Consider the following 26,850-nt stretch of genomic DNA (forward strand, 5'->3'; position numbering starts at 1 on the left):
ACTGCAAAACAGCCGTTGGGGCCAATCCCCAACGGCTGTTTTCGTGTGCAATGGGCTCCGTGAACGGGTGCGCTGCCGATTTACCGTTGACAACCTTCCCACGCCACGACCATAATGAACGGTATGCCCATTTAGAAAGGAAGCCGCGTCGTGGCTATCGCACAATTAACCAATCAAATTATCCTGATGTTTCTGCTAATGGCCGTGGGCCTGCTGATTAACAAGCTTGGTTTCATGCGCGCCCAAACCGCCAGTGACCTCACCAACATCCTGCTCTACGTGGTGTCGCCCTGCCTGATCATCAAGGCCTTCGAGCAACACTTTTCGGCGACTCGCCTGCGAAGTCTCGGGCTCGTCATGCTCGGGATCATCCTCACCTACCTGGTGATGGTGCTCATCACCCAGGTGGCCTTTCGATCGGTCAAGGATCCCAATCTCCAGCGCATCATGCGCTTCGGTGCCGTCTATTCCAACGCCGGCTTCATGGGAATTCCCTTGGCCAGCGCGCTCTTTGGCAACAATGGGGTCTTCTTCGCAGTGGCCTCATTGGCTGGCTTCAACCTTTTCTGTTGGACCCATGGTATCGCCCTCTTTCGATCCCACTCCGGTGATCGCAACTGGCGCGCGATCCTTTTGAACCCAAACATCATCGCTATCGCCTTTGGTCTACTGCTCTTCGTGAGTCCACTCCATTTACCTAGCCTATTAAACCAAACGGTCACGGCGGTCAGTTCCATTAACACCCCACTCTCCATGATCGTCATCGGGAATAGTTTGGCGGCGGTTCGGCTGAATCGTCAAGCCTTGAACTACCGATTGTTGTGGGCTCTGGTCTGTCGTAACCTGCTATTTCCAATCATCGATATTCTTTTATTACGACTCTTGGGTGTCACGGGAATTCCGTTCTACACCACCGTGCTCATGGCAGCCTGTCCGGTAGCCGGCAACGTGGTGTTGTTCACTCTTCAGGCTCACGGCGATACCACACCTGCCGTAACGTTAATGAGTGTCTCGACAATCTGTAGCCTCGTAACGATTCCATTGGTCTTTGCCTTAGGCAGCCTATAAAAATATAAAACGACCGTTCACCAGGGTATTCTTCCTGATGAACGGTCGTTTTTAGTTTAATCTCAGTTTTCTTGATCCGGTGCCACTTGCCGTCGGTTCGCGAAGAAACCACTCACCATTGGGGCGACCTTCTTGTAACCATAGGCCATCCCCAACAACAGGCAGGAAGCCAAAACCGCTGCAATTGGCAGGGTATGGAACATGCCAGCTGGTAAGACCAAGGCTAGTGGTGGAAAAGCGTAGGCTGCGGGCAACTTGATCCGTAAGAGCTGTAGGAGCAAGAAGACCAGTGGCAGGCTAATCAATGTCGTCAGTAACCACGAAGCAATCAGGACGTGCACCACGACCCCAATCGTCGCGGCCCCACTGAGCGCGATGATCTGTTTGATGGCCATTTTTCCCGCGTACTTGGGCTTCTGAATCACTTCGAAGAGGACCACGAAGACTGGGGGAATACCGGCCATCTGTGGATGCCCAGACAGCCAGACGGCCGCCACCCAAATCACTGCGGCAATGGCAAACAGCACCATGTGTTTGAGTTGAATAGGTTCTGGCGTGGGTTGGCCCTTCTGGAGACCCGCAATTAACACCCCTGCCATAAGAATCAGTGTAAAGGCAAAGATTGCCACGATAAAGGACATGTGCGTGGCATTGACGATGATTGGCAACAGCCCCGTCGCAAATGACGGTGCCAAGACCGAACGCAAGCCCTTCAGTAGCATCAGTACAAATAGTAGGGTTAATAGGATCTTTTCCGGATAGTTAATTGGCAACTGGTTCACGACGAACCCAATCACGGCCGTCCCCGATGGCGCCAAGAATATCTTCAAGGGTTGGCTAACCCAGTCGCTCTTGTGGTAAATCCACGTTCCGGTGGTCAGGGCAGCAATCTCAGGGAGAATGATTTCGTAGTCATTTAACCAGGTCGCTACGCCAACCATTGCCAACACGAAAACAAATCCTATTAGATAATCTCGACTCTCACGTTTACTCAAATGCATCACGCTCTTTGATCCTCCTAACTGTCATTCAATGGTATACAATTCGTTCATTAACAAAGTATTTTCGATTATAGCACAATAGGACGTGATATTCAGGTCAGATCACCCTTTCTGTGACACGAACGCTTGCCCAATCTTTTCTGAAAACAGCAAAAGAACCCCGGCTAATCGGCCGAGGTTCACCAAGATTAAATTTAAATTACTGCTCCTGCTTAGGTAAACGGAGTGCTAAGAGGAAACCGACAAAAGCCATGATAAACGTAAAGTAGAAGCCATAGTGTGCCCCGTTAACGAAGGCCGCAGCCCGACTACCGGCACCGTAAGCAACTTGCCCTATGCCTAACAGACTCGTGGCGATCGCCGTCGAAATGGCCCCAACAATTTGTTGGAAGGTATTCATAATTGCACTACCATCAGCCGCAAGCGGCCCCGTTAAGGCGTTCAACCCATGGGTTTGCGATGGCGACATGGCCAAGGGTGCCCCAATCATCAAGATAACGTGGGCCAAGATAATGTACCAGATGGCACTGCTGGTCGTAGTAAGGGCCAACAAGACGGCCCCAGCCATTGAGATGATGAATCCCAAACGAACTGGCATCCGTGCCCCTACCCGGTCGTACAAACGCCCAGCAGCGGCGGAGACGATGGCATTCACAATCCCACCTGGAAACATAATGATCCCGGTCAAGGCCACGGGAATCAAGACCCCTTTTTGAATGTACATAGGTAATAAATACATCGCGGAAAGAATAATTCCAAAATTAATCATAACCAGGCTAGCTCCAATTCGGAAACCAGGAATGGCAAAGGCCCGTAAGTTTAGAATCGGCTTTTCCATGTTTAATTGCCGATGCGTGTACCAGGCCAGAACAACGAGCCCAACGAGCAGACTCCCGATAACAGGTAATGAGACCCAACCGTTGTCACTGGCCAGACTAACTCCCATAACCAGGCTCCCAAATCCAATCGTGGATAACACGATTGAGAGGAAATCAACCTTGGGCCGGGTAACTGGCGCGATATTCTTCAGTGAAGTTACGGCAAAGATGAAGGCAATGACCAGAAATGGCACAAACAACCAGAAGATCCACCGCCAAGAAGCAATCCCGAGGACCAGACCAGCTAGCGTTGGCCCAACAGCGGGGGCAAACATGACAACCAGACTGACCATCCCCATGGCAGCCCCTAACTTATATGGCGGAAAGATCTGCATGGCCACCGTAAACATCAGTGGCAGGATCAACCCATTGGCGACCCCTTGAATCATCCGTCCGAAAAGTAACACGCCAAAACCCGGCGCGGAGGCCGAAATGACGGCCCCAACAGCAAAGGCCACTAACGCAAACAGGATAACCTGCCGAGTCGTGAACCATTTCGTAATAATACTGGATAGTGGCAAAACCACACCAACCATTAACATATAACCGGTAACCAACCATTGAATCGTTGCGGTGGACACGTTAAGCTGGGTCATCAGTTGGGGTAAAGCAATATTCAAGGATGTTTCAGAAAACATCCCAACAAATCCTCCAATGAGCATCCCCATCATGGCAAGCGTTGGATGCGCCACTGGCACTCGGGCCTGTTGCACCTCATTAGCTTGGCTATTTTGTACTGAATCCATTTGTTTTCACACTCTCTTTCAAATATTCACACAATGGATTACTCTACCAGAAAAAAAGAAACTTCGTAAGCGATCCCGCTCAAAAAGTTTCTAAAAAAGAATTATTCTCATTTTTTTCCTTGTAACTGCCGAAATTAGTCCCGCTTGGCTGCCGCAATCTGGTCGCGCAGTTCCCGCAACCGTTTCGTATCTAATTCCGGTGCCATCATCAACTGATCATATTCAAACTGCAGTCGGGGCAAATCCGAAACTGGAACACCCTTGGCGCTGTGCGCAGGATCCTGTAGCTCTTGATCCTGCAGAACCACCGTGCGCGTAGCCACCTTCTGGCGAAAGGCCTGGTCGTGAGCCACGAAGAGGACGGTTCCCGGATAACCCACAAGAAAGTCTTCCAGTGCTTGTAGGGCCGGTAAATCCAGATAATTCGTGGGTTCGTCTAGAACCAAGAGATTGCTGGCACTCACCAGAATTCCCAGGAGCTGTAACTTCACCCGCTCGCCGCCACTGAGATCGCCGATCGGCCGGTCATAGAACGTCGCCGTCAGACCAAACGCCCCCATGATCTGCCGAGTACGGTTACGATCGAGCGTTGTAGCCCGACTGAGAAATCCCCAGACCGTTTGATCGGCGGGTAACGCCGTCATGTCCTGATGGAAGTAACCCACCCGAGCACTGGGCGCTAGACGTGTCTGATCGGCGTGGTTCAACACCGCGGTAATCAGGGTCGTCTTGCCACTGCCGTTAGGCCCACTCAGGGCGACCCGTTCGCCGGGCTTAATCCGCAACCGAACGTGGTTAGCCAGGTCATGCTTACCATGGGTCAGATGCAGGTCATCCACGGTAATCAGGTACTTTCCGGTTACTGGTGGCAAGTCGGTCGCTAGTAATTTAATCGGTGCGGCCTCATGGGGCTTAACCGTCGTCGTTTGGCGATCGGCGCGGTCCTGTAAGGCCCGGGCACCACGCTCCATCTTGCCGGCATTCTGTTCCCGAATCGAACGCGTGTTACTCCGTTCGGCTGGCGTCAACCGACGACCGCCCTTGCGCACCCGGGCGGCCTTCTCGTGGCGCGATTGGACCGCCTGTTGGAGCTCACGGCGTTCTCGTTGTTCCCGATGATACTGCGACAGGGTATTGTCCCGTGTCTGTTGCCGGGCACTCATGAAATGGGTGTAATCCCCGTTGTATTGCGTATATTGCTGGTTTTCGAGCGACCAGATCTGCGTCGCCACCGTTGTTAATAGGTCCCGGTCATGAGAAATCACAATCAGGAGGCCCGGATAGTGTAGGAGCTGTTGTTGTAGCCAGTCCTGATGACGGTCATCCAAGTTAGCCGAAGGTTCATCCAAAATCAGAATGGCTCGGTGCTGGCTCAGCGCACGACGAACTCGATCGAGCATGCTTTGCCCCCCAGATCGGCCGACGACCGGCGCAATCTGGGGCACTAATTGAACACTCTCGCTCACGGCGCGAGTCCCCTCAAAGTCAGTATCAACGCCTGCGATGATGCGCGCCAAGGTGGTTTTCCCACCACCATTAGCCCCGATAATGCCGACGCGATCGCCAGTTTGTGCCGTTAATCGTTCTGCCGTGAAAAGCGTTTCACCAGCAACTATTTTCGTTAAATTTGTTAAGGTTATTTGTGTCAAAAGATCGTCCCCCTTTTGAAAGCAGGGATTGATGGCACCGCACAAAAAAAGTGGTCGCGTTTCCCAATTGGAAACGGCGCCCACCGGTTGCTTTGGCAACTCAGTCGGCGTAACCATCAATCCCAAATGCAGGCCCACTCCACCCCTAGACTCGTGGGATGGTGCTGACAAACAGTTGAGAATTGATTAGTTACGCATCGGCTGAATACCTCGTTCTTTCTTAAAGTAGCCCTAGAATAGCATATTGGCCGAATTTTGACAAGTTTCCTCCCAGATGTCAGGAATTAACGAGTCATTCTTAGGAGCATTTCACCCGCGATCCGAGTACACTGATAGTAATTGTAAATTTTGAAAGCGGAGGGAAATTTTATGCAGCCATTACGCGTTTTATACATTTCAATTGAGGGTAACACCCGGAACTTTGTTGAAAATCTCACGGCCTTCGCCGCCAAACAACACGAAAGCGACTCAGAATTACCAACGATTACGGCCACAGAAATCAGCGAAGCCAGTGACTTTGTCGACGAAACCCAGCCCTACTTCTGTTTCGTCCCCACCTATCTTGATGGCGGGAATGGGATCGACAACGGCGTCAAGGAACTCATGACCAATGTCATGGGGGAATATATTGCCTACGACCAGAACGCCCAGCACCTGATTGGGGTCGTGGGGAGTGGCAACCGGAACTTCAATGAGCAATACTGTCTGACCGCGAAGCGTTACGCTAAAAAATTTGACGCGCCCTTCATTGCCAACTATGAACTTCGCGGGGTTCCCCGCGACGAACAACGGGTTTACGACGCCCTCGTCACCCGCATGAAGGCGGTGGTGGCCAATGACTAATCCAACAATTGCCACCCTAATGGCGCACCGCAGTATTCGCCACTTCACCTCAGAAAAACTGACGACCACAGAGATTGCGACCCTGATTACGGCGGCTCAACACGCGGCCACCAGCACCTTTTCCCAACAGGTCAGCATTATTAGTGTGACCGATCCCGCCAAGTTGGCCGTTCTCGGTGAAATCACCGGTCACCATTGGCTCGAAAAAGCTGGCCACTACTTTCTCTTCATCGCCGACCAAGCGCGTAATGCCAAACTGGCAGGGGACTCGGCTACGACACAGACGAACCTTCACAGTACCGACAAACTGCTGGCGGGAATTTTCGACGCGACGATTGCCATCGAGGCGGTCGTCACGGCTGGTGAAAGTCTGGGACTCGGGAGCACCATCATGGGGAGTGTCCTCAACGACGTCCCGCGTCTCATCCAGACCTTCGATCTGCCCTACCTCACCTTTCCAGTGCTGGGCTTGGCCATCGGCCACCCAGCGGAACAACCTGAGCAGAAGCCACGGTTGCCCCAAAAACTCATGCATTTTACCAATACCTACCAGCCTTTAGATCCCACCGATCCACAACTAGCAGCTTATGATCGCACTATTACCAGCTACTACCAGCAACGGGGTAGCCATCAACGTGAAGAAACCTACACCCACCACATTCTCACGGAATTTTCTCGTGATCCGCAGCAACGGGCCGGCATCACGGCGGCACTCAAACAACAAGGATTTCTCACTGATGTCCCCACGGAATAAAACCCATGACGACCTGGAAGACCAATCTTCCGGGTCATTTTTGACTGCTGGACGCCAAGCCAAAAAAATCCCCCGAACTGGTTCAGCACCAATTCAGGGGAATCTATCAATTTATTTATTCTGTTCCTTACGTAACCGCATTTGATTATGCCGGTTCCGTAGCATGACGGCGGCCAATGCCACCAACATCACGACCGTTACGGAGAGGAAGAGGGAGTGGTAACTCCCATATTCGATAATCAACCCACCATATAACGGGCCGACCGCTCGGCCAAAGGAAATGGCCATGTTATAGATTCCTTGGAACTTCCCTTTTTCGTTGTCACCGGCAAGCTTGTCGATCCACGCAGGAATACCCGGGAACCCGGTCATTTCACCCAACGTTAAGACGATCATGGTGACGACGAACATCGCATAGGTCTTAGCAAATACCAGCATTAAGAACGACATGATGAAGACGAACGTGCCGACCCCAATCTGTGAACTCATCTTGAAATAAGTCCCGATTCGGTTGGCTAGTGGTTGCCCAAAGACAATGAGAATCCCATTTAACGTCCAGAGCAAACTATACTTTTCAAAGGAGATCCCGAGGCTGGTCATGTGCACGGAAATCACACTTTCCCAGAGGGAGTACCCCACGTATAGACAGAACACTAAGGCACTGATCATCCAGATCAGCTTCAACTGAGCTGGTTTGGCTGGACCCTTGGCATGTTTATGCGTCTTAGTCACGATATCCATCCGGAAGTCCGCCACGAAGATAATCAGCAACGCCGTATAACAGATGCTGGCAGCCATGAAGACCAGGGTCACCCCATGATCCATCAGGTACCCCACCATCAGCGTCCCCAATACCACCCCTAAGTTCATCCCAATATAGAGGTAATTAAAGACCCGGCGACTACCAATCGATTGAACGTTGGCCGCGTAAGAGTTCACCACGGTCATCACGATTCCGTCACCCAGGCCAATGAAGAGTAGCATAATCCCGAAGATGGGCCAGCCATGGAAAAAGATCAGCAGGAGCATCGGAACGAACGAAATCAACGTTCCCGAGAGCCCTGTCTTAAATGGGGACCAGTTATCAAACAACCAGCCACCCAGCCAATTTCCCAAAATCATACACAGCGACATTCCCAACAGCGCGATCCCTGCGAGCGTCAGAGTTTGATGTAACTCATCATGCATATACACAGTCGTTAATGGCCACATACACGCCGCAGCCGCATTAAGTAACAGGGTTGCTGAGAGGATCCCTGCTAGACTGACTTCCTTGTTGCTTTTCGACATTTACTTTCCCTCACTTATTTTGTCTCATTAATCCTATTGTCTCATACTCATAGATAAACCGAAACTACAACGCTTCAAAATCGCCTTTAAACCGCCCTTTTTCACGATTTTTGACCACTTTTAAGAGATTTTGAAATATTTGCGCAACTTGATCTGAGTCAAGTATTTTCAAATTACGGCCCTCTATACTAGGTTATGTAATCAAGACAAACGAAAAACCTAAGGAGGTTTTTATTTATGAGTAAAGTAACCATGAAATTAGACGACCTGACCTGCCCCTCTTGCATGACCAAGATCGAAGGCGCCCTTAGTAAGAAAGACGGCGTGAAGAACGTCAAGGTGCTCTTCAATGCCAGCAAGATTAAGGCTGAGTTCGATGACGCCACCGTCACCGCTGAAAGCCTAGCCGACACCGTCACCGACCTCGGCTACACCGTGAAGAGTTCTAAAGTTAAGGCACTCTAATCCCCTAAATTTGAAAGGAAGTTCATCTAATGACCACAACGACTATGAGTATTGAAGACCGCTACGCTGCCGAACAAGCCCAAACCGAACACGATCACCACGTCCCAACGGCTGGGGCCATGACCAATCACATCCTGGCTAACCTCCACATTTCCATCGTGAAATTTCACCAGGTGCGCTGGTCCGTCAAGGGACCGCTGGCACTCAGCGTTCGCCAGTTACTCAGTGACTACATTGCCACCTACCGGACACAATTCGACGCCTTAGGTGAACTCCTCTTGGATGAGGGCGAGATTGTCTCGACCACCACAAAAGAATTCCACGATTACAACATGCTGCAAGAGAGTGGCGATAAGAAGTATCTGGCCGCCGAAGACCAAGTCAGTGAACTGGTCCACGATGCCGATACCCACAACCTCTTCATTGATCGGGCTATCAAGCTCGCCGAGAAGGAAGAACGCCCAGCCTTAGCCAGCTTCCTAACCGATCTGCGTGGGACCAACAACCACATCATCCGTGAACTCCAAGCCTTGCTGGGCAACGATGCCCGCGACGGTCTGGACGAAGAAGACGATGATGATGACGAAGACTAATCTGTAAATTCTAAACAGGATCGCTTACACACTGCGAGGTGTTAGCGATCCTGTTTTTTTGACAAAAAACCTCGCAATCTTCGTTGATTGCGGGGCTTTCCTTTATTTTTCCAATTGTTTAACACTGCCACGTTTATCAATCTTAACTGGGACAAACGTCTCCACGTCGTGCCCCATGACCTGGTCGACGCTCCGACTCCCGATACGATAGAAGTCCTGCGTCACACTGGTCAGACCCGGCGTCGTGATATTACAAATGATCGTCCCGTCAATGCTCACCAACGACAGGTCTTCCGGAACCCGAATGCCTACCTCTTGGGCGGCATTCAGGATCCCTGCCGCGATCATGTCACTAGCCGTGATGATGGCGGTCACCTTGAGTGGGAGAAATTCCTGCAAGAGTTTGCGGCCGGACTCATAACTGTAGTCCCCATACTTGATGCACGAGGTCGTGATGCCATGAGCCTTCAAGCCCGCTTCATACCCGGTAATCCGTTGCGTCCCGGTGTGGTACCCATCGATCCCGGCTAAAGCAATCGCCGTGTGCCCCTGTTCGACCAGGTAGTCCACGGCTTGCGACGTGATACTTTCATTATTTGAACTGACCGATAAAATCTTTGGTTGATTTAAGTAGAGGGAAACGAAGCAAAATGGAATTCCCGAGTCCTTTAATAGGGTGAGATCCGCATCATCCGGTTCGATGGCGGTCAACAGAATCCCGGAAACAGTCCGCTCCAACGCCGTCACAATGGCCTTGTGGAGCATCTGGTCATCCCGGTTCCCCGCATACAGGATGATGACCCCCTGCCCCAATTCACTCGCCCGTTTTTGAATGCCATCGATAACCCCCGTCGAAAAGTTCGTCGGGGTTGCGTTCAAAATCACGGCGATCACTGCTGATCGTTTCTTCACTAACTCGACCGCTGCCGTATTTTTTCGGTAGCCGAGTTCTTTTGCAATTCGTAAAATTTTGGCCTGGGTCTTTTCGCTGTAAGTGCCGGTTTTCTGGCTCAGCACTCGTGAAACTGTCGCAATTGAGACGCCGGATCTGGCCGCAATATCTTTAATTGTTGGCTTCATCACAACCCCCACTTTCGTTTAGGATATGTCCATTATAGTCTAAATTTGCCAACTTTAACAGCTCATAGCGTAAACGTTTACCTTGGCGTTAATAGGGTATTGTAAACGTTTACGTAAAGTGCTACGATGATCTTGTCAAAAGGATTTCTGAAATTATACATACCAAGGGGATGCAATTATTTATGAAACAACAAACAGCACCTGCAGCTAACCCAGTAGGAGATCACAAAGTCACGGCCGATACCGGCAATAAGACCGCTTCACTTTCTAACTCACTACCGAATTTACCGTGGAAGACCCTCTTCGCCATCACATTTGGTTTCTGTGGTGTCAACATGGCCTTCTCATTACAATCGTCTCAAATGAGTCGGATTTTCCAAACCATCGGTGCCGACCCGAATAGCTTAGGCTTCTTCTTCATCTTGCCGCCATTGGCTGGATTAATCGTCCAACCACTTGTTGGGAAGTATTCCGACCGGACCTGGAACCGTTTTGGTCGGCGGATGCCTTACCTCTTGTTCAGTGCCCCTGTTGCCGCACTGGTCATGATTCTCTTGCCTAACGCCGGATCATTTGGTTTCGGTTACGGATCCATGGCCGCCTTGCTCTTCGGGGCTATCGCCATTGCCTTCATGGACCTGTCCAGCAACATCTGTATGCAACCATTCCGGATGATTATCGGGGACATGGTCAACGAAAGCCAGAAGGATAAAGCTTGGTCTTGGCAACAAGCCTTCAGTAACCTTGGTGGGGTGCTTGCCACCTTACTCCCATTCGTTTTAACCTTCTTCGGAGTTGCCAACGTTGCTAAGAAGGGTGTCGTGCCATTATCTGTACGTTTAGCCTTCTACATTGGTGCCGCTATTCTGTTAGGGATTTCTGCTTACACGATCCACACTGTTAAGGAATACGATCCTGAAACGTTTGCGATGTATCACCACATCGATCCAGAATCACACAAGAACACCAAGCCACTCTGGCAGTTAATCAAGGAAGCCCCAAAGGCTCTCTGGGAAGTTGCCGTTGTTCAAATGTTCGCTTGGATTGGGATTCAATACATGTGGACTTACACCACTGGTGCCATCGCTCAAAACGTTTGGAACACCACCAACGCCACTTCTGCCGGTTATCAAGCCGCTGGGAACTGGTACGGGATTTTAACTTTCGTTCAATCCATGGCTGCCGTTTTATACGGGTTCCTGGTCTTATCTCACACCAACCCATTCAAGCGTAAGTTCTGGTACCGTTTCGGTATTGGGAGCTTCGCCGTTGGATTAATCTGGGTCTTCTTCATTCACAACCAGTACTTATTAATCCTGCCATTCATCTTAATCGGGATTGGCTTCTTCACGGTCCACGTTGAACCCTTCAACATTTTCACTTCATCATTGGATGGGTCTAATGAAGGGTCTTACATTGGGATCTTTAACGGAACAATTTGTTTACCACAAATCATTGCGTCAGTTGCTAGTTTCTTCGTCTTCAAGTTGGTCGGCAAGTCCATGCCTGGCATGATGTTAGTCGCCGGGATCTCCATGTTAATTGCCGTATTGACGATCAGCGTTATCAAGCAAGACAAGCCACAAAAGGACTTATCTGACGACGCTGCCTAACGGATTTTTAAAGGAAGAGGAGCGAATTTCTATGTCTGAATTACCACAATATAAACAAGCTAATCAAACCGTGACCTTTGACTATCCAGAGCATCCTTTACAAGTAACGGTGCTCACCGATGCCATCGTTCGGATCTTCGAAGACCGCGGTGAAAAGGGTCAATCCTATGCCATTGAAGGCAATAAGGAAACCAAGGCGGCTTACACCGTCACAGATGCCGGTGACCACTACGAAGTCAAGACAGCGGCCCTGACCATTAAGTTAGATGCCGACCGTCACGTCGACGCCTATGACCAGGACGGTAACGCCCTCGTCACAGACTATCGTGGCAAGCGCCAATTGCTCGATAAGGGAATCGACAAGGTTCACGAACGCCTAGTTAAGGCCGAGGGTCACTCCGTTTCCAAGTCCACCGTCAGCTCTGACACTGGCTTCTTCGAACTGATCAAGTCTTTGGCTCCCGACGAACACCTCTATGGGCTCGGTGATAAGACCGGGTACCTGGACAAGCGTGGCTTCGAATACGACAACTGGAACGCCGACAATCCGCAACCACAACTGGAACACTTTAAGAACCTGTACAAGTCCATCCCAGTTATGTTGGGCTTGAAGAATGGTCACCCATTCGGTTTATTCTTCGACAACACCTACAAGGCCCACTTCGATATGGGTAAGGAAAACCCTAATTACTACTTCTACTCAGCCGTTGAAGGTAACCTAGACTACTACATCTTAGGTGGTTCTAGCTTGAAGGATGTCGTCACCAACTACACTTACTTAACTGGTCGCGTGCCTTTACCACAAAAGTGGACACTGGGTTACCAACAATCACGTTGGGGTTACAGTGCCAGCCAGAAGCAAGTTCAAGACATTGCCGATGGTTTAAAGAAGTACGACTTACCATGCGATGCCATTCACTTCGACGTCGACTACATGGATGGTTACCGGGTCTTCACTTGGGACAAGAACAAGTTCGAGGGTGACCCTAAGGCCTTCGTTGCTAAATTAAAGAAGCGTGGTATCAAGGTTATTCCAATCATCGATCCCGGTGTTAAGAAGGATCCTGACTACAAGACCTACGCCGAAGGGGTTAAGCACGATTACTTCGTCAAGACACCAGACAACAAGGTTTATATCAATAAAGTTTGGCCTGGTGACTCCGCCTTCCCTGACTTCGGTCGTCCCGAAGTTCGCAAGTGGTGGGCTAACAACAATAAGTTCTTAACTGACAACGGTGTTGGTGGTGTCTGGATCGACATGAATGAACCCGCAAGCTTCGAGGGTGACATCCCCGACGATACGGTCTTCAGTGACCAAGAAACCCCATCAACTCATAAGAAGATGCACAACGTCTATGGTCACAACATGGCCAAGGCAACCTACACTGGTTTAAAGGAACAACAAGGTCGTCGCCCTTACGTTATCACGCGGGCAGCCTATGCTGGGACTCAAAAGTATGCCACTGTTTGGACAGGTGATAACCGCAGTATCTGGCCACATATCCAAATGATGATCCCTCAAATCTGTAACTTAGGGATGAGTGGTTTCAGCTTCGTCGGCACCGATATTGGGGGCTTTGCCTCAGATACCAACGCCGAACTGTTGACACGGTGGATTGAAGCCGCTATCTTCAGTCCCCTGTTGCGAAACCACGCGGCCATGGGTACTCGGCACCAAGAACCTTGGAGCTTCGGTGAACCAACCTTGTCGATTTACCGGAAATACCTGAAGTTGCGTTACCACTTCATTCCATACCTGTACGACCTGTTCGCTCAGGAGAGTCAAAATGGTCTGCCAATCATGCGGCCATTAGTCTTGAACTACGATGACGACCCACGGACACGCGACTTAAACGACGAATTCATGGTCGGTGATGACATTCTCGTCGCCCCTATCGTTGAAAAGTCCAAGATCAAGCGGTTGGTCTACCTGCCAGCCGGCAAGTGGATTGACTTCTGGAACAACCGCGAATACGATGGCCAACAAGACATCGTCGTGGATGCCCCACTCGACAAGTTGCCACTGTTCATCAAGGCTAACACCCTCTTACCATGGGGTCCTAGCGTCGACCACATCAGTGAAGAACCTGATAAGGCCATGACGTTCAAACTCTTCGGTAACGAAGGCACCTATGAACACTACCAAGACGATGGCTTAGACTTCAATTACCAAAACGGCGAATTTAACCGTTATGAAGTGACCGTCAAGGATGGTGAAGTTGCGGTTAACCTGTTACACCACGGCTTCGAACCAGCCTACCAGACGATTACCGTCGACTTGCCTGACAGCTCTGTTACCTTACATTACGACACAGCTAGCGATGGCTACGTCCTCAAATAAGCTAACCTCATTACCCGCCACAAACCTGTTATTGGTTTGCGGCGGGTTTTATTGTGTCCTGAAGTTGGTTCATGGATTAGTTCGTGGGTTGGTCCGCCTACGGCGGGCGGGTGCTCCCAGCCTATGGGGCACGGTTGAAGCCAAAGGCCGGTCTTCAACCTCGTCCTCAAGCCCCTAGGATCGGGGTCTCGAAGACGTCCCGTGGTGTAAGGCCGGAAGCCCACCGCCCTAACACCACCGACACAGGCTTCCGCACCCGCCCGCCGAAGGCTAAGATTGTCGACCAAATTCAACTAACATCAAACATATTCAGCGCTTAATTCAATTCTCCATATAACTGAATGGCCCCTATCTGTATCTTATGGATAGGGATAGCATTCGTTTAACAGTCTCGCCTGACGAATGTTTGTCATTTCTAGCCACTGCCTAGCCTAATTCAATACAAGTTTCATTCCCCGAATGGAAAACCAGAAAGTTTGTAACAACTTTCTTAATCTCAGCCGTTGTCGCCATAGCCGGAGGTGACCAGGGGCGTAGTCCTGTGTCGGGGCTGTTTGACCGGTGAATTTCCGGTCTTACAGCCCGGGACGCCTTTAAGACTCACGGCTTTAGTGAGGCTTAAAGCGAGGGTGAAGACCGCTCTTCGGCTTCACCCGTGCCCCACAGGACGAAACTCCTGGTCACCGCAGGCGACCCAAACAAAATGATAAATTAAATTCGCCAACTTGATTCACATCAAGTTAATCATCCCCCGTCGCAGGCATAATAGAGACATAAACAAGGACGAAACAATTTAATCACTTAGTTAAAGAAAGGATCGCTCACTTATGGCATTTCAACGTTATATCTACTCTCACACGAATCCAATTACCTTCTGGTCGGCCGGGCTCATCATTCTCGGCTTCCTAAACACCTGGTTCACCCACGTCCCTTATGTAACCGATACGGCGTGGATCATTGCCTCTATCATCGCCGCAGCCCCCATTGTTCTCCGGACCATCAGTGCCCTGCGTGCCAAGGTTTTCAGCATTGAACTTCTAGTCGGCATCGCCGTTATCGGGGCCTTCGCCATCGGTGAATTTGAGGAATCGGCCATCGTGACGTTCCTCTTTCTCTTCGGGTCCTACCTCGAACAAAAGACGTTGGCCAAGACGCGTGGCGCTATCCAGTCCCTCACTGAAATGGCCCCAACCACGGCACTTCTGGTCAGTAACGACGGTGCAACTGAAGAAGTTGATGTCGATGACCTCGAGGAAGGTAACGTCGTTTTAGTTAAGGCCGGTGGCCAAGTGCCCGTCGATGGGAAAATCGTTGATGGTTCTGGCTATGTGAATGAATCCTCCATCACCGGTGAATCTCGCCCCTTAAATAAGCACAACGGGGATAGCGTCTACTCCGGCGCCATTGTTGAAAGTGGCACGTTGCAGGTCGAGGCCACCCAAGTCGGGGATGAAACAACCTTCTCTAAGATTATCGAACTGGTCGAAGAAGCCCAAGACACCAAGTCCCCTGCCGAAAAATTTATTGATAAATTTGCCCAGTACTACACGCCAGCTGTCCTGGTAATTGCCATTCTGGTCTTTGCCTTCTCCCAAAACCTCCGGCTCGCCATCACGGTGCTGGTTCTCGGATGTCCTGGTGCCTTGGTTATCGGTGCCCCCGTTTCCAACGTTGCCGGGATTGGTAACGGCGCGAAAAATGGGATCCTCATCAAGGGTGGAGACGTCGTGGACAGCCTAGCCAAGGTCGATACATTAGTCTTTGACAAAACTGGTACTCTGACAACTGGCAAGATGGACGTCGCTAGCCTCAAGCGTTACACCGATGACGACCAGCTCTTAGGTGCCGTCGCGCAGGTCGAACAGACCTCCGATCACCCCTTAGCCACCGCCATTAGCCAGCACTTAGCCGCTCACGTCGCTGCAAACGCTGGTAAGATGACCACTGAAACTATCAAGGGTCGCGGGATGGTTGGGCAGTGGCACAATACCCCCCTTTACGTCGGAAATGCTGCCCTCTTAAAGGACAACGGAATTGACTTAACTGCCGCTCAACTCACTGACCTCCATACCCTGCAAGACGACGGCCAATCAACGGTCCTCGTCGGTTACCAAGGCCAATTAGCCGCGATTCTCGGTGTCGCTGACACGGTTCGTCCAGAGGTGCCAGCCGCTCTGGCTGCCCTCAAGCGTCAGGGGATCAAGCGCCTCGTGATGTTAACCGGTGACAACCAAGCCACGGCTCAGGCCGTCGCTGAATCCCTAGGAATCGATGAAGTTCACGCCGACCTCCTGCCAAGTGACAAGGTCACCTTCGTCAAGAAGTTCCAAGATATGGGTCGTAACGTCGCCTTCGTTGGGGATGGGATTAACGACAGTCCTTCCTTAGCCACCGCCAACATCGGAATTGCCATGGGTGGTGGGACCGATGTCGCCATCGAAACAGCCGATGTGGTCCTGATGCAGTCCAGCTTCACCGCGTTGAACCATGCGATTGGCTTAGCCAAGAAGACCTCGGCCAACACCAAGGAGAACATCTTCATCGCGATTGCCACAGTGGTCTTCCTGTTAATCGGATTAGTCTATGGCTACATCTACATGGCCAGTGGAATGTTCGTTCACGAAGCCTCAATCCTCGTCGTTATCTTCAACGCCATGCGGCTGATTGGTTACCGGCCACGGTTAAACAAACCGACCCCGGAACCCGTTCAACAACTCGCCACTAACTAAAACCATGCAACTCAAAAATGACCGCTCATCATCACTGACGAGCGGTCATTTTATTATTAGCTATTTTATAAGAACGGAGGTTGTTTACTTCTTAGCAAACGTCCACTTAGCAGCTGGTGCAACGCCGGCCTTAGTGGAGATAACCTTGTTCTTAGCGTTAACGATCTTGAACTTCTTAGCAGAAGTGAACCGTAAGTAAACGGTCTTCTTGCTCTTAGAGTTCTTAGGTGCGTAAGTAATCTTCCAGAACGTTGGGGTCTTAGCAGAAACACTGTAAGTTGCGTAAGACGTTAAGGTCTTAACTTTCTTACCATTCTTGTAAAGGTATTGGTTTAAACCAGTCTTTTGGCTAAACTTCCAAACTTGAGAATACTTGTTAGCCGTGTTGGACTTCCAAGTACCCGTTGGGGTCTTAACCGTAAACTTAGCGGCACTCTTCTTAGCCGTCGTGGTCTTCTTGGCAGTCGTCTTCTTAGTCGTCGTAGTCTTCTTAGCAGTGGTCTTCTTCGTTGTGGTTGCAGCAGCCTTCTTGGCTTCAACGCGGATGATCCGGTAGAAGGACGTCTTGGACTTCGTTGCGTAGACGTAAACGTTACTGTTCTTCTTCAAAGACTTGGCTAACTTAACCGTGTACTTACCGGTCTTGCTAGAAGCCTTAGCGCTACCTAAGTTCTTCTTGGCATTCTTAGTTGCCTTGATGGTAATCTTAGAGCCCTTTGTGGCCTTCCCCGTTACCTTCTTGGAAGAACTGTAAATTGCGTTGACACTCAAACTAGGTCCAACATGTGCGGCATGTGCCGTCACAACAGAGTTAACTGCCGTAGCTGGAACAACGGCCCCTACTGTTGCCAATGTTACTAACCCAGTCAAAGCCACCATAAATTTTTTCATTGTTTTCCTGACCCCTTAGTTGTCCGACGGAAGCCCGCCAGAACAGTATTTTCTAACCGACTGTTAGTATACCAGAAATCCCTGGAAACGGTTCAGATCCGCCATCAAATTTATCGTTTTTTAATAACACTTAAAATTAACCTTATATAAAATTTTCAATAGCCAACGTTACCCCCGTTTGCGGGCCCGATTAGCGAGTCATTCTTCGTTACTTCTAATGATGATTCTGCTAAACTGTCCGTGACAGCGATTTCATTGACCGAGACCTGCGAAACCTGTTTTCATGATCAATTCGACCAAATCATTTCATTTTCATAAAATGTGAAAGCTGCTGTAAACGTTGTTTTCACTGTATTGCAACCGGTTGTCTTTATTTTAATTTCTTGCTTTAAAAACGGTCGCGTTTCACTGAAAACTAGCGTATAATGAGCTTCAGAAGTGTTCTAGACACACCGTCTGGACAAATCACGGATCCCGGCACCGGCACTGACCCGGGAGAGCAACGCGTGCACCGCCGATTTTCTTTGACAGACACACTAACGGATTTTATAAATTTAAGGAGTGACGATCTCTTGGCAACTGAACGCAAAGCTGTATTCTTATTCTTCGGGGGTACCGGTGACTTAGCTTACCGGAAACTCTATCCAAGTCTCTTTAACCTGTACCGTAAAGGTAACTTACGGTCTCATTTCGCTGTAATTGGGACTTCACGGCAAAAAATGGACGACGAAAAGTTCCGCGAAGCCATCAAAAAGTCTTTAGCGGATAGTGGTAATCGGACTGACTCCAAAGAAGCCACCGATTTCGTTTCCCACTTCTACTACCAAGACCATGATGTGACCAACGCAGCCCACTACTCCGTCTTGAAGGAACTTATCGAAAAACTCGATAAGAAGTACAAGGCAGAAGGCCACCGGATTTTCTACCTATCAATGGCCCCTCAATTCTTCGGTACGATTGCCCAAGACTTAAAGACCCAAGGCTTGTTGTCAGATGGCCCAGATGTCTTCAACCGTCTGGTCATCGAAAAGCCATTCGGCCGCGACTACGATTCCGCAAAACAATTAAACGATGCCCTGAGCCAATCCTTTGATGAAAACCAAATCTTCCGAATTGACCACTACTTGGGTAAGGAAATGATTCAAAACATCGAAGCCCTGCGCTTCGGTAACACCTTAGTTGAATCCCTCTGGAACAACCGGTACATCGACAACATCCAAGTGACGCTGTCCGAAAAGCTGGGGGTTGAAGAACGGGCCAACTACTACGACAACAGTGGGGCCTTACGTGACATGGTTCAGAACCATATCATGCAAATCGTTTCCCTGTTAGCCATGGAACAACCTGTTGCCTTCACGGATACCGATATCCGAGCTGAAAAGGTCAAGGCTTTACGGAGTCTGCGTGTTTACAACGTTGCCGACGCCGCAACCAACTTCGTTCGTGGCCAATACGGTGCCATCAACGACCAAGCCGACTACCGTCACGAAGACAACGTGCCTCACGACTCAACGACTGAAACTTTCGTTGCCGGGAAGCTCCTCTTTGACAACTACCGTTGGTCAGGGACCCCATTCTACATCCGGACTGGTAAGATGTTAGCCGACAAGTTTACCCGTGTTGACGTTGTCTTCAAGCGTCCACTCGTCGACATCTTTGCCTTCCCACAGAGTAAGAACACGCCACTGGCTGCCAACGTTTTGACGATCTTCGTTGAACCACACGCTGGGTTCTCCTTACAATTGAACGCCAAGACCAATGACACTGGCTTCTCTACGGAACCAATCAAGTTGGACTATCTGGTTGATGCCGAAAAGTCTAAGGAAACGCCAGAACCTTACGAGCGTCTGTTACACGACGTCTTGAAGGGTGACGGGACCAACTTCTCCAGCTGGCCAGAAGTTTCTTACGCCTGGAAGTTCGTGGACCAAATCCGTCGTGTTTGGGACTTACAAGAACCACAATTCCCTAACTACACCCCACATTCAATGGGACCAGCCGCCGCTGAAGAACTCATTCAACGCGACCACCGTGAATGGATCTACCGTTTAAATAACTAGTTTTCTAACCGACAGGATTGGCCAATTGGTCAATCCTGTTTTTATTTGCTCAAAGGCGCTTTATCCATCCGAATGTGAGGACTCCCATGAAAATCAAATACCGGTCCCTGGGCGACATAACCAAACTTCTCATAAAAACCTTGCTTGTCAATCTGGGCTTCGATCTGAATCACGTACCCAGAAAAATCATGGCGAATCTCTGCCTCAATCTGAGTCATCAATTGTCGACCAAGTCCCTGACCGCGAACTTCAGGGATTGTCAGAACTCGGCCAAAGGTCACGTGGTCACCTTCACGGAATACCCGAGCATAAGCCACCAGCCTTTCGCCCTGCATCCCCAAGATATGGTGGGCTACTGGATCAATCTCATCGATCTCTTGGTAAGGCCGGGTCTGTGCAACAACAAACGTCCTAATACGTTCATATGAAGTCTTATAAAGTTCTGAAGCCGATAACCCTTCAAGGGTAGAACCGCGCCATTTAATCATCATTTATCACCTTTTCGTGTGTTATAATATAGGGACCATCATCCCACTTTTTAATTTCATATGCAACTATATCAGGAGGAAAAATGCCAAATTCATTTCGAAGTATCGGTCTCATCGCCCGGGCAACCTCGGACGTCGGTAATCATCTTTTTCAGAAGGATGATCTGCAAAACAGCCAGTTCATCTATCTGATGCGAATCAATGAACACCCCGGGATCACACAAACCGAACTGGCCAGTCAACTCCACGTGGACCCTTCAACCTGCCTGCGCGTTGTTCGCCGGCTCATCACCCACGATTACGTTGCGCGCCAGACGGACAGTACCAATAAAAAGGCGCGTCCCCTTGTGGTCACTGCCAAGGGTCGTGCCATCTATTCGGAACTAGAAGCCTATGAACAACAAATCCTCGCCATCGGTACAGCCGGACTTTCAGACGGAGAAAAACTCATTCTAGAAGAACTTTTAGCCAAGGTTGCCCACAACATTCGGAACTATCAGACCGAGTAAGCGTTTACTAATGCTGATAAAAGAAATTTTTTTACAAAAATAAATATTTTTTGAAAAAAAGTAGTCAAAATAGTTTAATTTCCTATTGTTCAATGCTACACTAGGAGATGGAAAATTCGAATCTAATTTCAATCAGAAAAGGAAGGTTTCTAATGGCAGAAAAAGCTAACATTGGTGTTGTTGGTATGGCAGTTATGGGTAAGAACCTTGCCCTTAACATCGAAAGTCGCGGCTACACAGTCGGGATCTTCAACCGTTCCGAAAGCAAGACTAAACAAGTCATGCAAGACCACAGTGAAAAGAAATTAATCCCTAGTTACAATGTAGAAGACTTCGTTAAGTCTTTGGAAACACCTCGTCGGATTCTTTTGATGGTTAAGGCTGGTAAGCCAACCGATGCCGTCATTCAAGAACTCTTACCCCTGCTTGACAAGGGTGACGTGTTAATCGATGGTGGGAACACGAACTTCCACGACACGATTGCACGGAATGCTGAACTGGACAAGTCCGGTATCAACTTCATCGGGATGGGTGTTTCCGGTGGTGAACTGGGTGCCTTACAAGGACCTTCCTTGATGCCTGGTGGCCAAAAGGAAGCCTACGACTTAGTTGCCCCAATCTTGGAACAAATCTCTGCTAAGGCAGAACAAGATGGCAAGCCATGTGTTACCTACATCGGGCCTAACGGTGCCGGTCACTACGTAAAGATGGTCCACAACGGTATCGAATACGGTGATGAAGAGCTGATCGATGAAGCTTACAACATCATGCGTAACGTTGCTGGTATTTCAGTTGATGATATGGCTGACATCTTCAAAGACTGGAACAAGGGCGAACTTGACAGTTACTTGATCGAAATCACCGCTGACATCTTGACTCGTAAAGATGACTTAGGCGACGACAAGAGCAAGCCTATTGTTGACATGATCTTAGACCGTGGGAACAACAAGGGTACTGGTAAGTGGAGTTCAGAAGATGCTTTGAACATTCAAGTACCTCAATCTGTTATCACTGAATCCGTCTACGCTCGTTACATCTCAATGATGAAGGACGAACGTGTGAAGGCTTCTAAGGCCTTACCAGCTGCTGCAAAGCAAGGTAACGCTGACTTCGGTGACAAGACTGAATTCATCGAAAAGGTTCGTCAAGCCCTCTTCTTCGGTAAGTTGATGAGCTATGCTCAAGGTTTCGAACAACTCCGGATCGCTTCAGAATCTTACGATTGGGATCTCCAATTTGGTCAATTAGCACAAATCTGGCGTGGCGGCTGCATTATCCGGGCCCAATTCCTCCAGAACATTACGGATGCTTTTGACAAGGATCCTAAGTTGACCAACTTGCTGTTCGATGACTACTTCAAGGACATCGCCACTAAGTACCAAGAATCAATCCGCGACGTTGTCTCTGTAGCCGTTCAAGCTGGGATTCCAGTACCAGGTCTGTCTGCTTCAATTACCTACTACGACAGCTTCCGTGCTGAAGTCTTGCCAGCTAACTTGCTGCAAGCACAACGGGACTACTTCGGTGCTCACACGTACGAACGTACTGACCGCCCAGGTAACTTCCACTACTCATGGTACGAAGAACAATAAATCTTTAAACCTAAAAAAGACGCCCTCGCGACGTCTTTTTTCGTTCATTTAATTCGGCGTTAATCCCTGTTTATTGGCGCGTATGGCCCCCGTAAGTTCGACCGGTGAGTTTATCTGTTAAGGACATTTGTAGGGCGTGGAGGCTTTCCCAGTGGTCAATTTCGCTGGCTAAACCAGCTTCCCACGCTGACTTCTCACGACTCTTGGCAATGAAGTGATCCCAATTGGAATCGGCCGTATCGCGGTCTTTCATCTGCCGCCAATGAGACCACTCATTGAGGTGGTCGGCTAGCACTTGCAGGTCCTTCGGATCTAAGAGTAGTTTTTCAGTCATTGGAAGTTCCTCCTTTTTTTAGATAAAGCTAATAGTCATCAGTTGATTTTGTTTATAGATATAGTGTAACAAAGTTAACACCCTATGACAATAGTTTTCAGAAAAAAGTTGTGACTCACCAGCGAAATCCCAGCCGCACCGAAAAAATTTCACCAGTTTACTTTACCCGTGTGTAAAGTGTGCCATAATAAAGGTAGCGCACCGATCGACATGACCGATACCAATTGAAACTTAGACTTTGAGGAGGTCACCATTTTGCAAAACCCAGATTTATCAATCACTGACCTGGATGAACACGCTCAGTCAACCGCATTGACCGACTTCGTCCACTTTTACATTGCGCACTACCGCAAGAACGACTTGGAAATCTTGTCTCAGTATAAGGTGGACTACGTGATGAACGACGTTAACCAGTACCTGTACGCTAACCAGTCGTTCAGCCCAGAACAACTCGCTGCTGGGGTGTTGCAGTATAAGCAATCGTCATTCATTGAGATTTTAAAGACTATCGGTTTATCATTTACCGACAATGGTGCCCTGAAGGATAACACTTGGGAAGGCTGGTACACCCAGCAATACGCCAAGGTACAACAAGGGATCTAACTGAGAAGTCCGGTTTGTTTACCGGCCTAAATAAGGGAGGCCCACCGATTAGCGGTGAGCCTCCCTTGCTGTATACTCATGTCAAATTTTAAAGTTTACCCACGAGATCGGTCCCTGGCTTCAGGGTACTTTCACCGGGATGCCAGTTGGCGGGACAGACGCGATCGCCGTGTTCGGCTACGAATTGGGCGGCCGTCAACGTCCGGAGAATCTCCTCGGCGTTGCGACCAACCCCCATGTCATTGACGGTATAGGAACGAACACGCCCCTCCTCATCGAGGATGAAGACCCCACGGTAAGCTTGACCCGCCTGTTCGTCCAACACTTCGTAGTGTCGGGCAAGAACACCAGCTGGATCGGCAATCATCGGATAATCCACCTTACCAACCTCAGGACTCTGCGCGTGCCAAGCCTGGTGAACGAACTCCGTGTCCTCTGAAATACTGTAGATTTCAGCATTTAACTTCTGGAAGGCCGCATAATGATCGGCCAAGTCCCCCAATTCGGTCGGACAGACAAAGGAAAAGTCCGCCGGATAGAAGAACAGAACCGACCAGTGATGCTGCAGGGTTGCCGGTGTGACCGGAATCACCTCGCCTGCTTGAAACGCGTTAACTTGAAAGTCGGGTAATGCAGTGCCAATAAAGTTCATAATATTTGCTCCCCTCATTCTAAATAGTCATGGTTCACCCTCAGGATAACCGCTCACGGACAACTAGTCAAGAATCATTCTAAATTAAGTCAAATTTTATAAATATATTTTTAGTTCGTTATTATAATAATCATTCGATTTTCATTAAGCTAAAGGGTTGCAATTGCCATGAAAATCAGTTAAACTGAACTTGTAAGATAAATTAGAAGCTGTTAGGTGAGGCTCCTATACGGAAAATGCTACTGCTCAGAAACGTCGAGAAACGCCAATGAGTCAGCTGTGCAGGTCAAATTAAGGCCTGTTCTAATGTAGCTGTTATGAATCTTTAACTACGCCGTATAGTGCTAAAACTCAACGACTGGCAAATTCTGTACACAAATTGCTTTTTAATTGTGCGCTTAGCCGGTCGCGGCTAAGCGCTTTTAATTTATTACAGTTGTCACTGTCGTTTACTTTAGGAGGTGATTGAACATGACAACGCCACATATTGATGATCCTGGAGCGAGTTATTACTCGCCGGTGGGAAAGTTATTGCCAGTTCACACCTCTTGGTTGACGCTTTGAGGAGACCTGTTCTCTAGCTTTCCCGTGCCCGGACTCCGTAGCTTGATGCGGAGGTTCGACCACTAGACTTTGAACGGAATCGATTAGCTGCCTTTATTCAGCCGTCGTTGGTGTTGCAACCAACTGTATGGCGACTGGACTTCTCTGAACTCGTTTGGAGCTAATCGGATTCGGCCACTTAATGGATAACGCAAGCTAGAGTTACATCGTTTTTCTCGGCACTATTCCACTATGATGCACTGACGTGTTAGTCCGAATAGCGTTACAACAACCGTAACCTGCTCTGCCCCTGGGGGAACCCTGAGGTGAGAAGAACTTCCCGTAACTGACGCCGTTTCAACTAGGTTGGTTTTTAATCTCTGACGGTCGATACGACTAACAACCACAATTCTAAATTTATCTGATTACTAGCCGGTCGCCGTGACCCATGGGCTGATGGGAATCACCCCGCAAGCGCGGCAAGCCACTATTAATCGGTTATAGCTATTATCAATGTAAAAAATCCCCACAATTCTAGCCAGAATTGTGGGGATTTTTTTGCTTATTTATTTGGCACTAGCCTCTCGTAATTTCGCAAGATAGGCCTGGCTCTTTTCTTCGCTAAATTCGTGTTCAGATTTACCAATGATAACCGTGGCTAGTGAGTTACCGACCACGTTAACGGCCGTCCGACCCATGTCGACCAACCGGTCAATTCCGGCAATGAAGGTCAATCCGCTCATTGGCACGCCAATAGTGGAGACCGTTGCCAACAGAACCACGAAAGAGGCCCCTGGGACGCCCGCCATGCCCTTACTGGTAATCATGAGGACCACGAGGAGGGTAATCTGTTGACCAAGGCTCAGGTGGATATGATAAGCCTGAGCGAGGAAGAGTGCCGCCAGTGATTGATAGATCGCGGACCCATCCAGGTTAAACGTGTAACCGGTTGGAATCACAAACGACACAATCCCTTGACTCACCCCGAACTTGTCCATCTTGTCGATCAGACGGGGTAAGGCGGCTTCAGAACTCGCCGTCGAGAAGGCAAGAACAGCCTCATCCTTAATGACATAGAGTAAATCCTTCAGATGAAAGCCAAACATCCGAGCAGCAAGGCCCATGAAAACCACGATGAACAGTGCCATTGTGCCATACGCTAACACAATAAAGTAGCCCAGTGGCGCTAGGGCCGACAGTCCCATTTGTGCGATGGTAACCCCAATTAAGGCACACACCCCAATTGGTGCAGTATGCATGACCCAGTTAGTTACCCGGAACATGACTTGAGAAACAGCATCCAGGAAGTCGATGATGACCTGGCCCTGCTTCCCAATAGCGGCAGTCCCCAGTCCAAAGAAGACGGAGAAGAAAATAATCGGCATCATGTCACCCTCAGAGAGTGACTTGAAGAAGTTGGTGGGAATAATTCCCATCAGTGTGGCCCAGATGCCAGAATCCTTAGCTGATTTTGCCGATGAGACGTATTGACTGATATCGGTACTATGTAGTTGATGAATGTCGATAAAGTCCCCTGGGTGGAAGATATTGCCGACCAACAGCCCTAAGGCAATTGCGATGGTCGTCATAATTTCAAAGTACAGAATAGTCTTCCCACCGACCCGGCCAAGCTTCTTGATGTCGCCCATATTGGCAATTCCAACGGTTAGACAAGACACCACGATTGGTAAAACAATCATCTGGATTAACCCGATAAACATGTTCCCAATATTCTGCATGGCCGTGATAGCAATCTTATTTTGATAGAAAATTGAACCCAGCACAATGCCGAGTACCAACCCAATCAAGATCTGCCACCCCAAACTCAGGCGGTAGCTACGATACGTCTTCATAATATTTTCCACCCATTTCCAAGATAGTTTGTTTTTAGGTTCTGTTTTGTTACTAAACTAACGACAAGTACCAGCATAGCACAATGCTCTGGCCCGACCAAGGGCCCAGCATGACAACTAGAGTTAGCCCTTTACTAATTAACTCGGTCGCAAATTTAGCTTATAAAAAAAGTGGAACCCATCTCTGGATTCCACAAGTCGCGTGGCAACGTCCTATCCTCGCAGGGGGCGATCCCCCAACTACTATCAGCGTGCTGAAGCTTAACTTCCGTGTT

The 26,850-nt window shown here is 49.3% G+C and carries 22 protein-coding genes and 1 riboswitch; of the genes, 12 read left to right on the forward strand and 10 right to left on the reverse strand.

Annotation, left to right across the window (positions count from 1 at the left end; genetic code table 11):
* The first annotated feature begins 150 nt into the window (after positions 1-150).
* A complete protein-coding gene (locus OCU14_RS07870) occupies positions 151-1,068 on the forward strand; it encodes an AEC family transporter (RefSeq protein WP_261810546.1) in 918 nt (305 codons plus the stop codon).
* Positions 1,069-1,130: 62 nt separating this feature from the next.
* On the opposite strand, the gene OCU14_RS07875 is transcribed toward OCU14_RS07870, so the two are convergent.
* The 3 genes from OCU14_RS07875 to OCU14_RS07885 form a co-directional block, all read right to left on the reverse strand.
* Positions 1,131-2,069 (reverse strand): hypothetical protein, encoded by a 939-nt coding sequence (locus OCU14_RS07875; protein WP_261810547.1) that lies wholly within the window; start codon positions 2,067-2,069, stop codon positions 1,131-1,133.
* A gap of 199 nt (positions 2,070-2,268) precedes the next feature.
* Positions 2,269-3,693, reverse strand: coding sequence for a DHA2 family efflux MFS transporter permease subunit (locus tag OCU14_RS07880; RefSeq protein WP_261810548.1), 1,425 nt, complete (start codon positions 3,691-3,693; stop codon positions 2,269-2,271).
* 134 nt (positions 3,694-3,827) lie between these two features.
* A complete protein-coding gene (locus OCU14_RS07885) occupies positions 3,828-5,342 on the reverse strand; it encodes an ABC-F family ATP-binding cassette domain-containing protein (protein WP_261810549.1) in 1,515 nt (504 codons plus the stop codon).
* 369 nt (positions 5,343-5,711) lie between these two features.
* On the opposite strand from OCU14_RS07885, the gene nrdI reads away from it, so the two are divergent.
* A complete protein-coding gene (gene nrdI, locus OCU14_RS07890) occupies positions 5,712-6,185 on the forward strand; it encodes a class Ib ribonucleoside-diphosphate reductase assembly flavoprotein NrdI (protein ID WP_261810550.1) in 474 nt (157 codons plus the stop codon).
* Complete coding sequence (locus OCU14_RS07895; RefSeq protein WP_261810551.1) at positions 6,178-6,939, forward strand: nitroreductase family protein; 762 nt, start codon at positions 6,178-6,180, stop codon at positions 6,937-6,939. The genes nrdI and OCU14_RS07895 overlap by 8 nt, the downstream gene beginning before the upstream one ends.
* A gap of 111 nt (positions 6,940-7,050) precedes the next feature.
* Here the strand turns inward: OCU14_RS07895 and OCU14_RS07900 are convergent, their stop codons facing one another.
* Positions 7,051-8,229: an MDR family MFS transporter gene (locus OCU14_RS07900; protein WP_261810552.1), complete on the reverse strand. Its 1,179-nt coding sequence runs from the start codon at positions 8,227-8,229 to the stop codon at positions 7,051-7,053.
* Between the two features lie 237 nt (positions 8,230-8,466).
* Here OCU14_RS07900 and OCU14_RS07905 point away from each other — a divergent pair, with 237 nt between their 5' ends.
* Together OCU14_RS07905 and OCU14_RS07910 are read left to right on the forward strand one after the other, a co-directional pair.
* Positions 8,467-8,694 carry a heavy-metal-associated domain-containing protein gene (locus tag OCU14_RS07905; protein ID WP_261810553.1) on the forward strand — a complete coding sequence of 76 codons (228 nt, stop codon included), beginning with the start codon at positions 8,467-8,469 and terminating at the stop codon, positions 8,692-8,694.
* A gap of 29 nt (positions 8,695-8,723) precedes the next feature.
* Positions 8,724-9,287, forward strand: coding sequence for a Dps family protein (locus OCU14_RS07910; RefSeq protein WP_261810554.1), 564 nt, complete (start codon positions 8,724-8,726; stop codon positions 9,285-9,287).
* 102 nt (positions 9,288-9,389) lie between these two features.
* Here the strand turns inward: OCU14_RS07910 and OCU14_RS07915 are convergent, their stop codons facing one another.
* A complete protein-coding gene (locus OCU14_RS07915) occupies positions 9,390-10,367 on the reverse strand; it encodes a LacI family DNA-binding transcriptional regulator (RefSeq protein ID WP_261810555.1) in 978 nt (325 codons plus the stop codon).
* Positions 10,368-10,549: 182 nt separating this feature from the next.
* On the opposite strand from OCU14_RS07915, the gene OCU14_RS07920 reads away from it, so the two are divergent.
* The 3 genes from OCU14_RS07920 to OCU14_RS07930 all read left to right on the forward strand — a co-directional run bounded on the left by OCU14_RS07920 (position 10,550) and on the right by OCU14_RS07930 (position 17,050).
* Positions 10,550-11,980: an SLC45 family MFS transporter gene (locus OCU14_RS07920; protein WP_261810556.1), complete on the forward strand. Its 1,431-nt coding sequence runs from the start codon at positions 10,550-10,552 to the stop codon at positions 11,978-11,980.
* Between the two features lie 31 nt (positions 11,981-12,011).
* A complete protein-coding gene (locus OCU14_RS07925) occupies positions 12,012-14,321 on the forward strand; it encodes a glycoside hydrolase family 31 protein (RefSeq protein WP_261810557.1) in 2,310 nt (769 codons plus the stop codon).
* Between the two features lie 827 nt (positions 14,322-15,148).
* On the forward strand, positions 15,149-17,050 hold the full coding sequence (locus tag OCU14_RS07930; RefSeq protein ID WP_261810558.1) for a heavy metal translocating P-type ATPase: 1,902 nt from the start codon (positions 15,149-15,151) through the stop codon (positions 17,048-17,050).
* 84 nt (positions 17,051-17,134) lie between these two features.
* Here OCU14_RS07930 and OCU14_RS07935 read toward each other — a convergent pair whose 3' ends face one another.
* Positions 17,135-17,941 carry an Ig-like domain-containing protein gene (locus OCU14_RS07935; protein ID WP_261810559.1) on the reverse strand — a complete coding sequence of 269 codons (807 nt, stop codon included), beginning with the start codon at positions 17,939-17,941 and terminating at the stop codon, positions 17,135-17,137.
* A 572-nt stretch (positions 17,942-18,513) separates the two neighbouring features.
* Here OCU14_RS07935 and zwf point away from each other — a divergent pair.
* Positions 18,514-20,001 (forward strand): glucose-6-phosphate dehydrogenase, encoded by a 1,488-nt coding sequence (gene zwf / locus OCU14_RS07940; RefSeq protein WP_261810560.1) that lies wholly within the window; start codon positions 18,514-18,516, stop codon positions 19,999-20,001.
* Between the two features lie 41 nt (positions 20,002-20,042).
* Here zwf and OCU14_RS07945 read toward each other — a convergent pair whose 3' ends face one another.
* A complete protein-coding gene (locus OCU14_RS07945) occupies positions 20,043-20,492 on the reverse strand; it encodes a GNAT family N-acetyltransferase (RefSeq protein ID WP_261810561.1) in 450 nt (149 codons plus the stop codon).
* Positions 20,493-20,572: 80 nt separating this feature from the next.
* On the opposite strand from OCU14_RS07945, the gene OCU14_RS07950 reads away from it, so the two are divergent.
* Positions 20,573-20,998, forward strand: a complete 426-nt coding sequence (locus tag OCU14_RS07950; protein WP_261810562.1) for a MarR family winged helix-turn-helix transcriptional regulator — start codon at positions 20,573-20,575, stop codon at positions 20,996-20,998.
* A 152-nt stretch (positions 20,999-21,150) separates the two neighbouring features.
* Positions 21,151-22,590, forward strand: coding sequence for an NADP-dependent phosphogluconate dehydrogenase (gnd, locus tag OCU14_RS07955; protein WP_261810563.1), 1,440 nt, complete (start codon positions 21,151-21,153; stop codon positions 22,588-22,590).
* Between the two features lie 70 nt (positions 22,591-22,660).
* On the opposite strand, the gene OCU14_RS07960 is transcribed toward gnd, so the two are convergent.
* Entirely contained in the window at positions 22,661-22,924 is a 264-nt protein-coding gene (locus OCU14_RS07960; RefSeq protein WP_261810564.1) for a hypothetical protein, read from the reverse strand.
* A 255-nt stretch (positions 22,925-23,179) separates the two neighbouring features.
* Here OCU14_RS07960 and OCU14_RS07965 point away from each other — a divergent pair, with 255 nt between their 5' ends.
* Positions 23,180-23,527 carry a hypothetical protein gene (locus OCU14_RS07965; protein ID WP_057878942.1) on the forward strand — a complete coding sequence of 116 codons (348 nt, stop codon included), beginning with the start codon at positions 23,180-23,182 and terminating at the stop codon, positions 23,525-23,527.
* 88 nt (positions 23,528-23,615) lie between these two features.
* Here the strand turns inward: OCU14_RS07965 and OCU14_RS07970 are convergent, their stop codons facing one another.
* Positions 23,616-24,179, reverse strand: a complete 564-nt coding sequence (locus OCU14_RS07970) for a peroxiredoxin (RefSeq protein WP_261810565.1) — start codon at positions 24,177-24,179, stop codon at positions 23,616-23,618.
* 201 nt (positions 24,180-24,380) lie between these two features.
* Positions 24,381-24,549, forward strand: a riboswitch (M-box (ykoK) riboswitch).
* A 739-nt stretch (positions 24,550-25,288) separates the two neighbouring features.
* Positions 25,289-26,575 (reverse strand): dicarboxylate/amino acid:cation symporter, encoded by a 1,287-nt coding sequence (locus OCU14_RS07975; protein ID WP_261810566.1) that lies wholly within the window; start codon positions 26,573-26,575, stop codon positions 25,289-25,291.
* Positions 26,576-26,850: the final 275 nt, after the last annotated feature.

Source organism: Levilactobacillus humaensis, from assembly GCF_024345185.1.
Lineage (GTDB): Bacteria > Bacillota > Bacilli > Lactobacillales > Lactobacillaceae > Levilactobacillus > Levilactobacillus humaensis.

Bases quoted from the DNA above. Each gene is read 5' to 3' on its own strand.
- OCU14_RS07875 (WP_261810547.1), bottom strand. From the start codon at position 2,069: ATGCATTTGAGTAAACGTGAGAGTCGAGATTATCTAATAGGATTTGTT.
- OCU14_RS07880 (WP_261810548.1), bottom strand. From the start codon at position 3,693: ATGGATTCAGTACAAAATAGCCAAGCTAATGAGGTGCAACAGGCCCGA.
- nrdI (WP_261810550.1), top strand. From the start codon at position 5,712: ATGCAGCCATTACGCGTTTTATACATTTCAATTGAGGGTAACACCCGG.
- OCU14_RS07895 (WP_261810551.1), top strand. From the start codon at position 6,178: ATGACTAATCCAACAATTGCCACCCTAATGGCGCACCGCAGTATTCGC.
- OCU14_RS07900 (WP_261810552.1), bottom strand. From the start codon at position 8,229: ATGTCGAAAAGCAACAAGGAAGTCAGTCTAGCAGGGATCCTCTCAGCA.
- OCU14_RS07905 (WP_261810553.1), top strand. From the start codon at position 8,467: ATGAGTAAAGTAACCATGAAATTAGACGACCTGACCTGCCCCTCTTGC.
- OCU14_RS07910 (WP_261810554.1), top strand. From the start codon at position 8,724: ATGACCACAACGACTATGAGTATTGAAGACCGCTACGCTGCCGAACAA.
- OCU14_RS07915 (WP_261810555.1), bottom strand. From the start codon at position 10,367: ATGAAGCCAACAATTAAAGATATTGCGGCCAGATCCGGCGTCTCAATT.
- OCU14_RS07920 (WP_261810556.1), top strand. From the start codon at position 10,550: ATGAAACAACAAACAGCACCTGCAGCTAACCCAGTAGGAGATCACAAA.
- OCU14_RS07925 (WP_261810557.1), top strand. From the start codon at position 12,012: ATGTCTGAATTACCACAATATAAACAAGCTAATCAAACCGTGACCTTT.
- OCU14_RS07930 (WP_261810558.1), top strand. From the start codon at position 15,149: ATGGCATTTCAACGTTATATCTACTCTCACACGAATCCAATTACCTTC.
- OCU14_RS07935 (WP_261810559.1), bottom strand. From the start codon at position 17,941: ATGAAAAAATTTATGGTGGCTTTGACTGGGTTAGTAACATTGGCAACA.
- OCU14_RS07945 (WP_261810561.1), bottom strand. From the start codon at position 20,492: ATGATGATTAAATGGCGCGGTTCTACCCTTGAAGGGTTATCGGCTTCA.
- OCU14_RS07950 (WP_261810562.1), top strand. From the start codon at position 20,573: ATGCCAAATTCATTTCGAAGTATCGGTCTCATCGCCCGGGCAACCTCG.
- gnd (WP_261810563.1), top strand. From the start codon at position 21,151: ATGGCAGAAAAAGCTAACATTGGTGTTGTTGGTATGGCAGTTATGGGT.
- OCU14_RS07960 (WP_261810564.1), bottom strand. From the start codon at position 22,924: ATGACTGAAAAACTACTCTTAGATCCGAAGGACCTGCAAGTGCTAGCC.
- OCU14_RS07970 (WP_261810565.1), bottom strand. From the start codon at position 24,179: ATGAACTTTATTGGCACTGCATTACCCGACTTTCAAGTTAACGCGTTT.
- OCU14_RS07975 (WP_261810566.1), bottom strand. From the start codon at position 26,575: ATGAAGACGTATCGTAGCTACCGCCTGAGTTTGGGGTGGCAGATCTTG.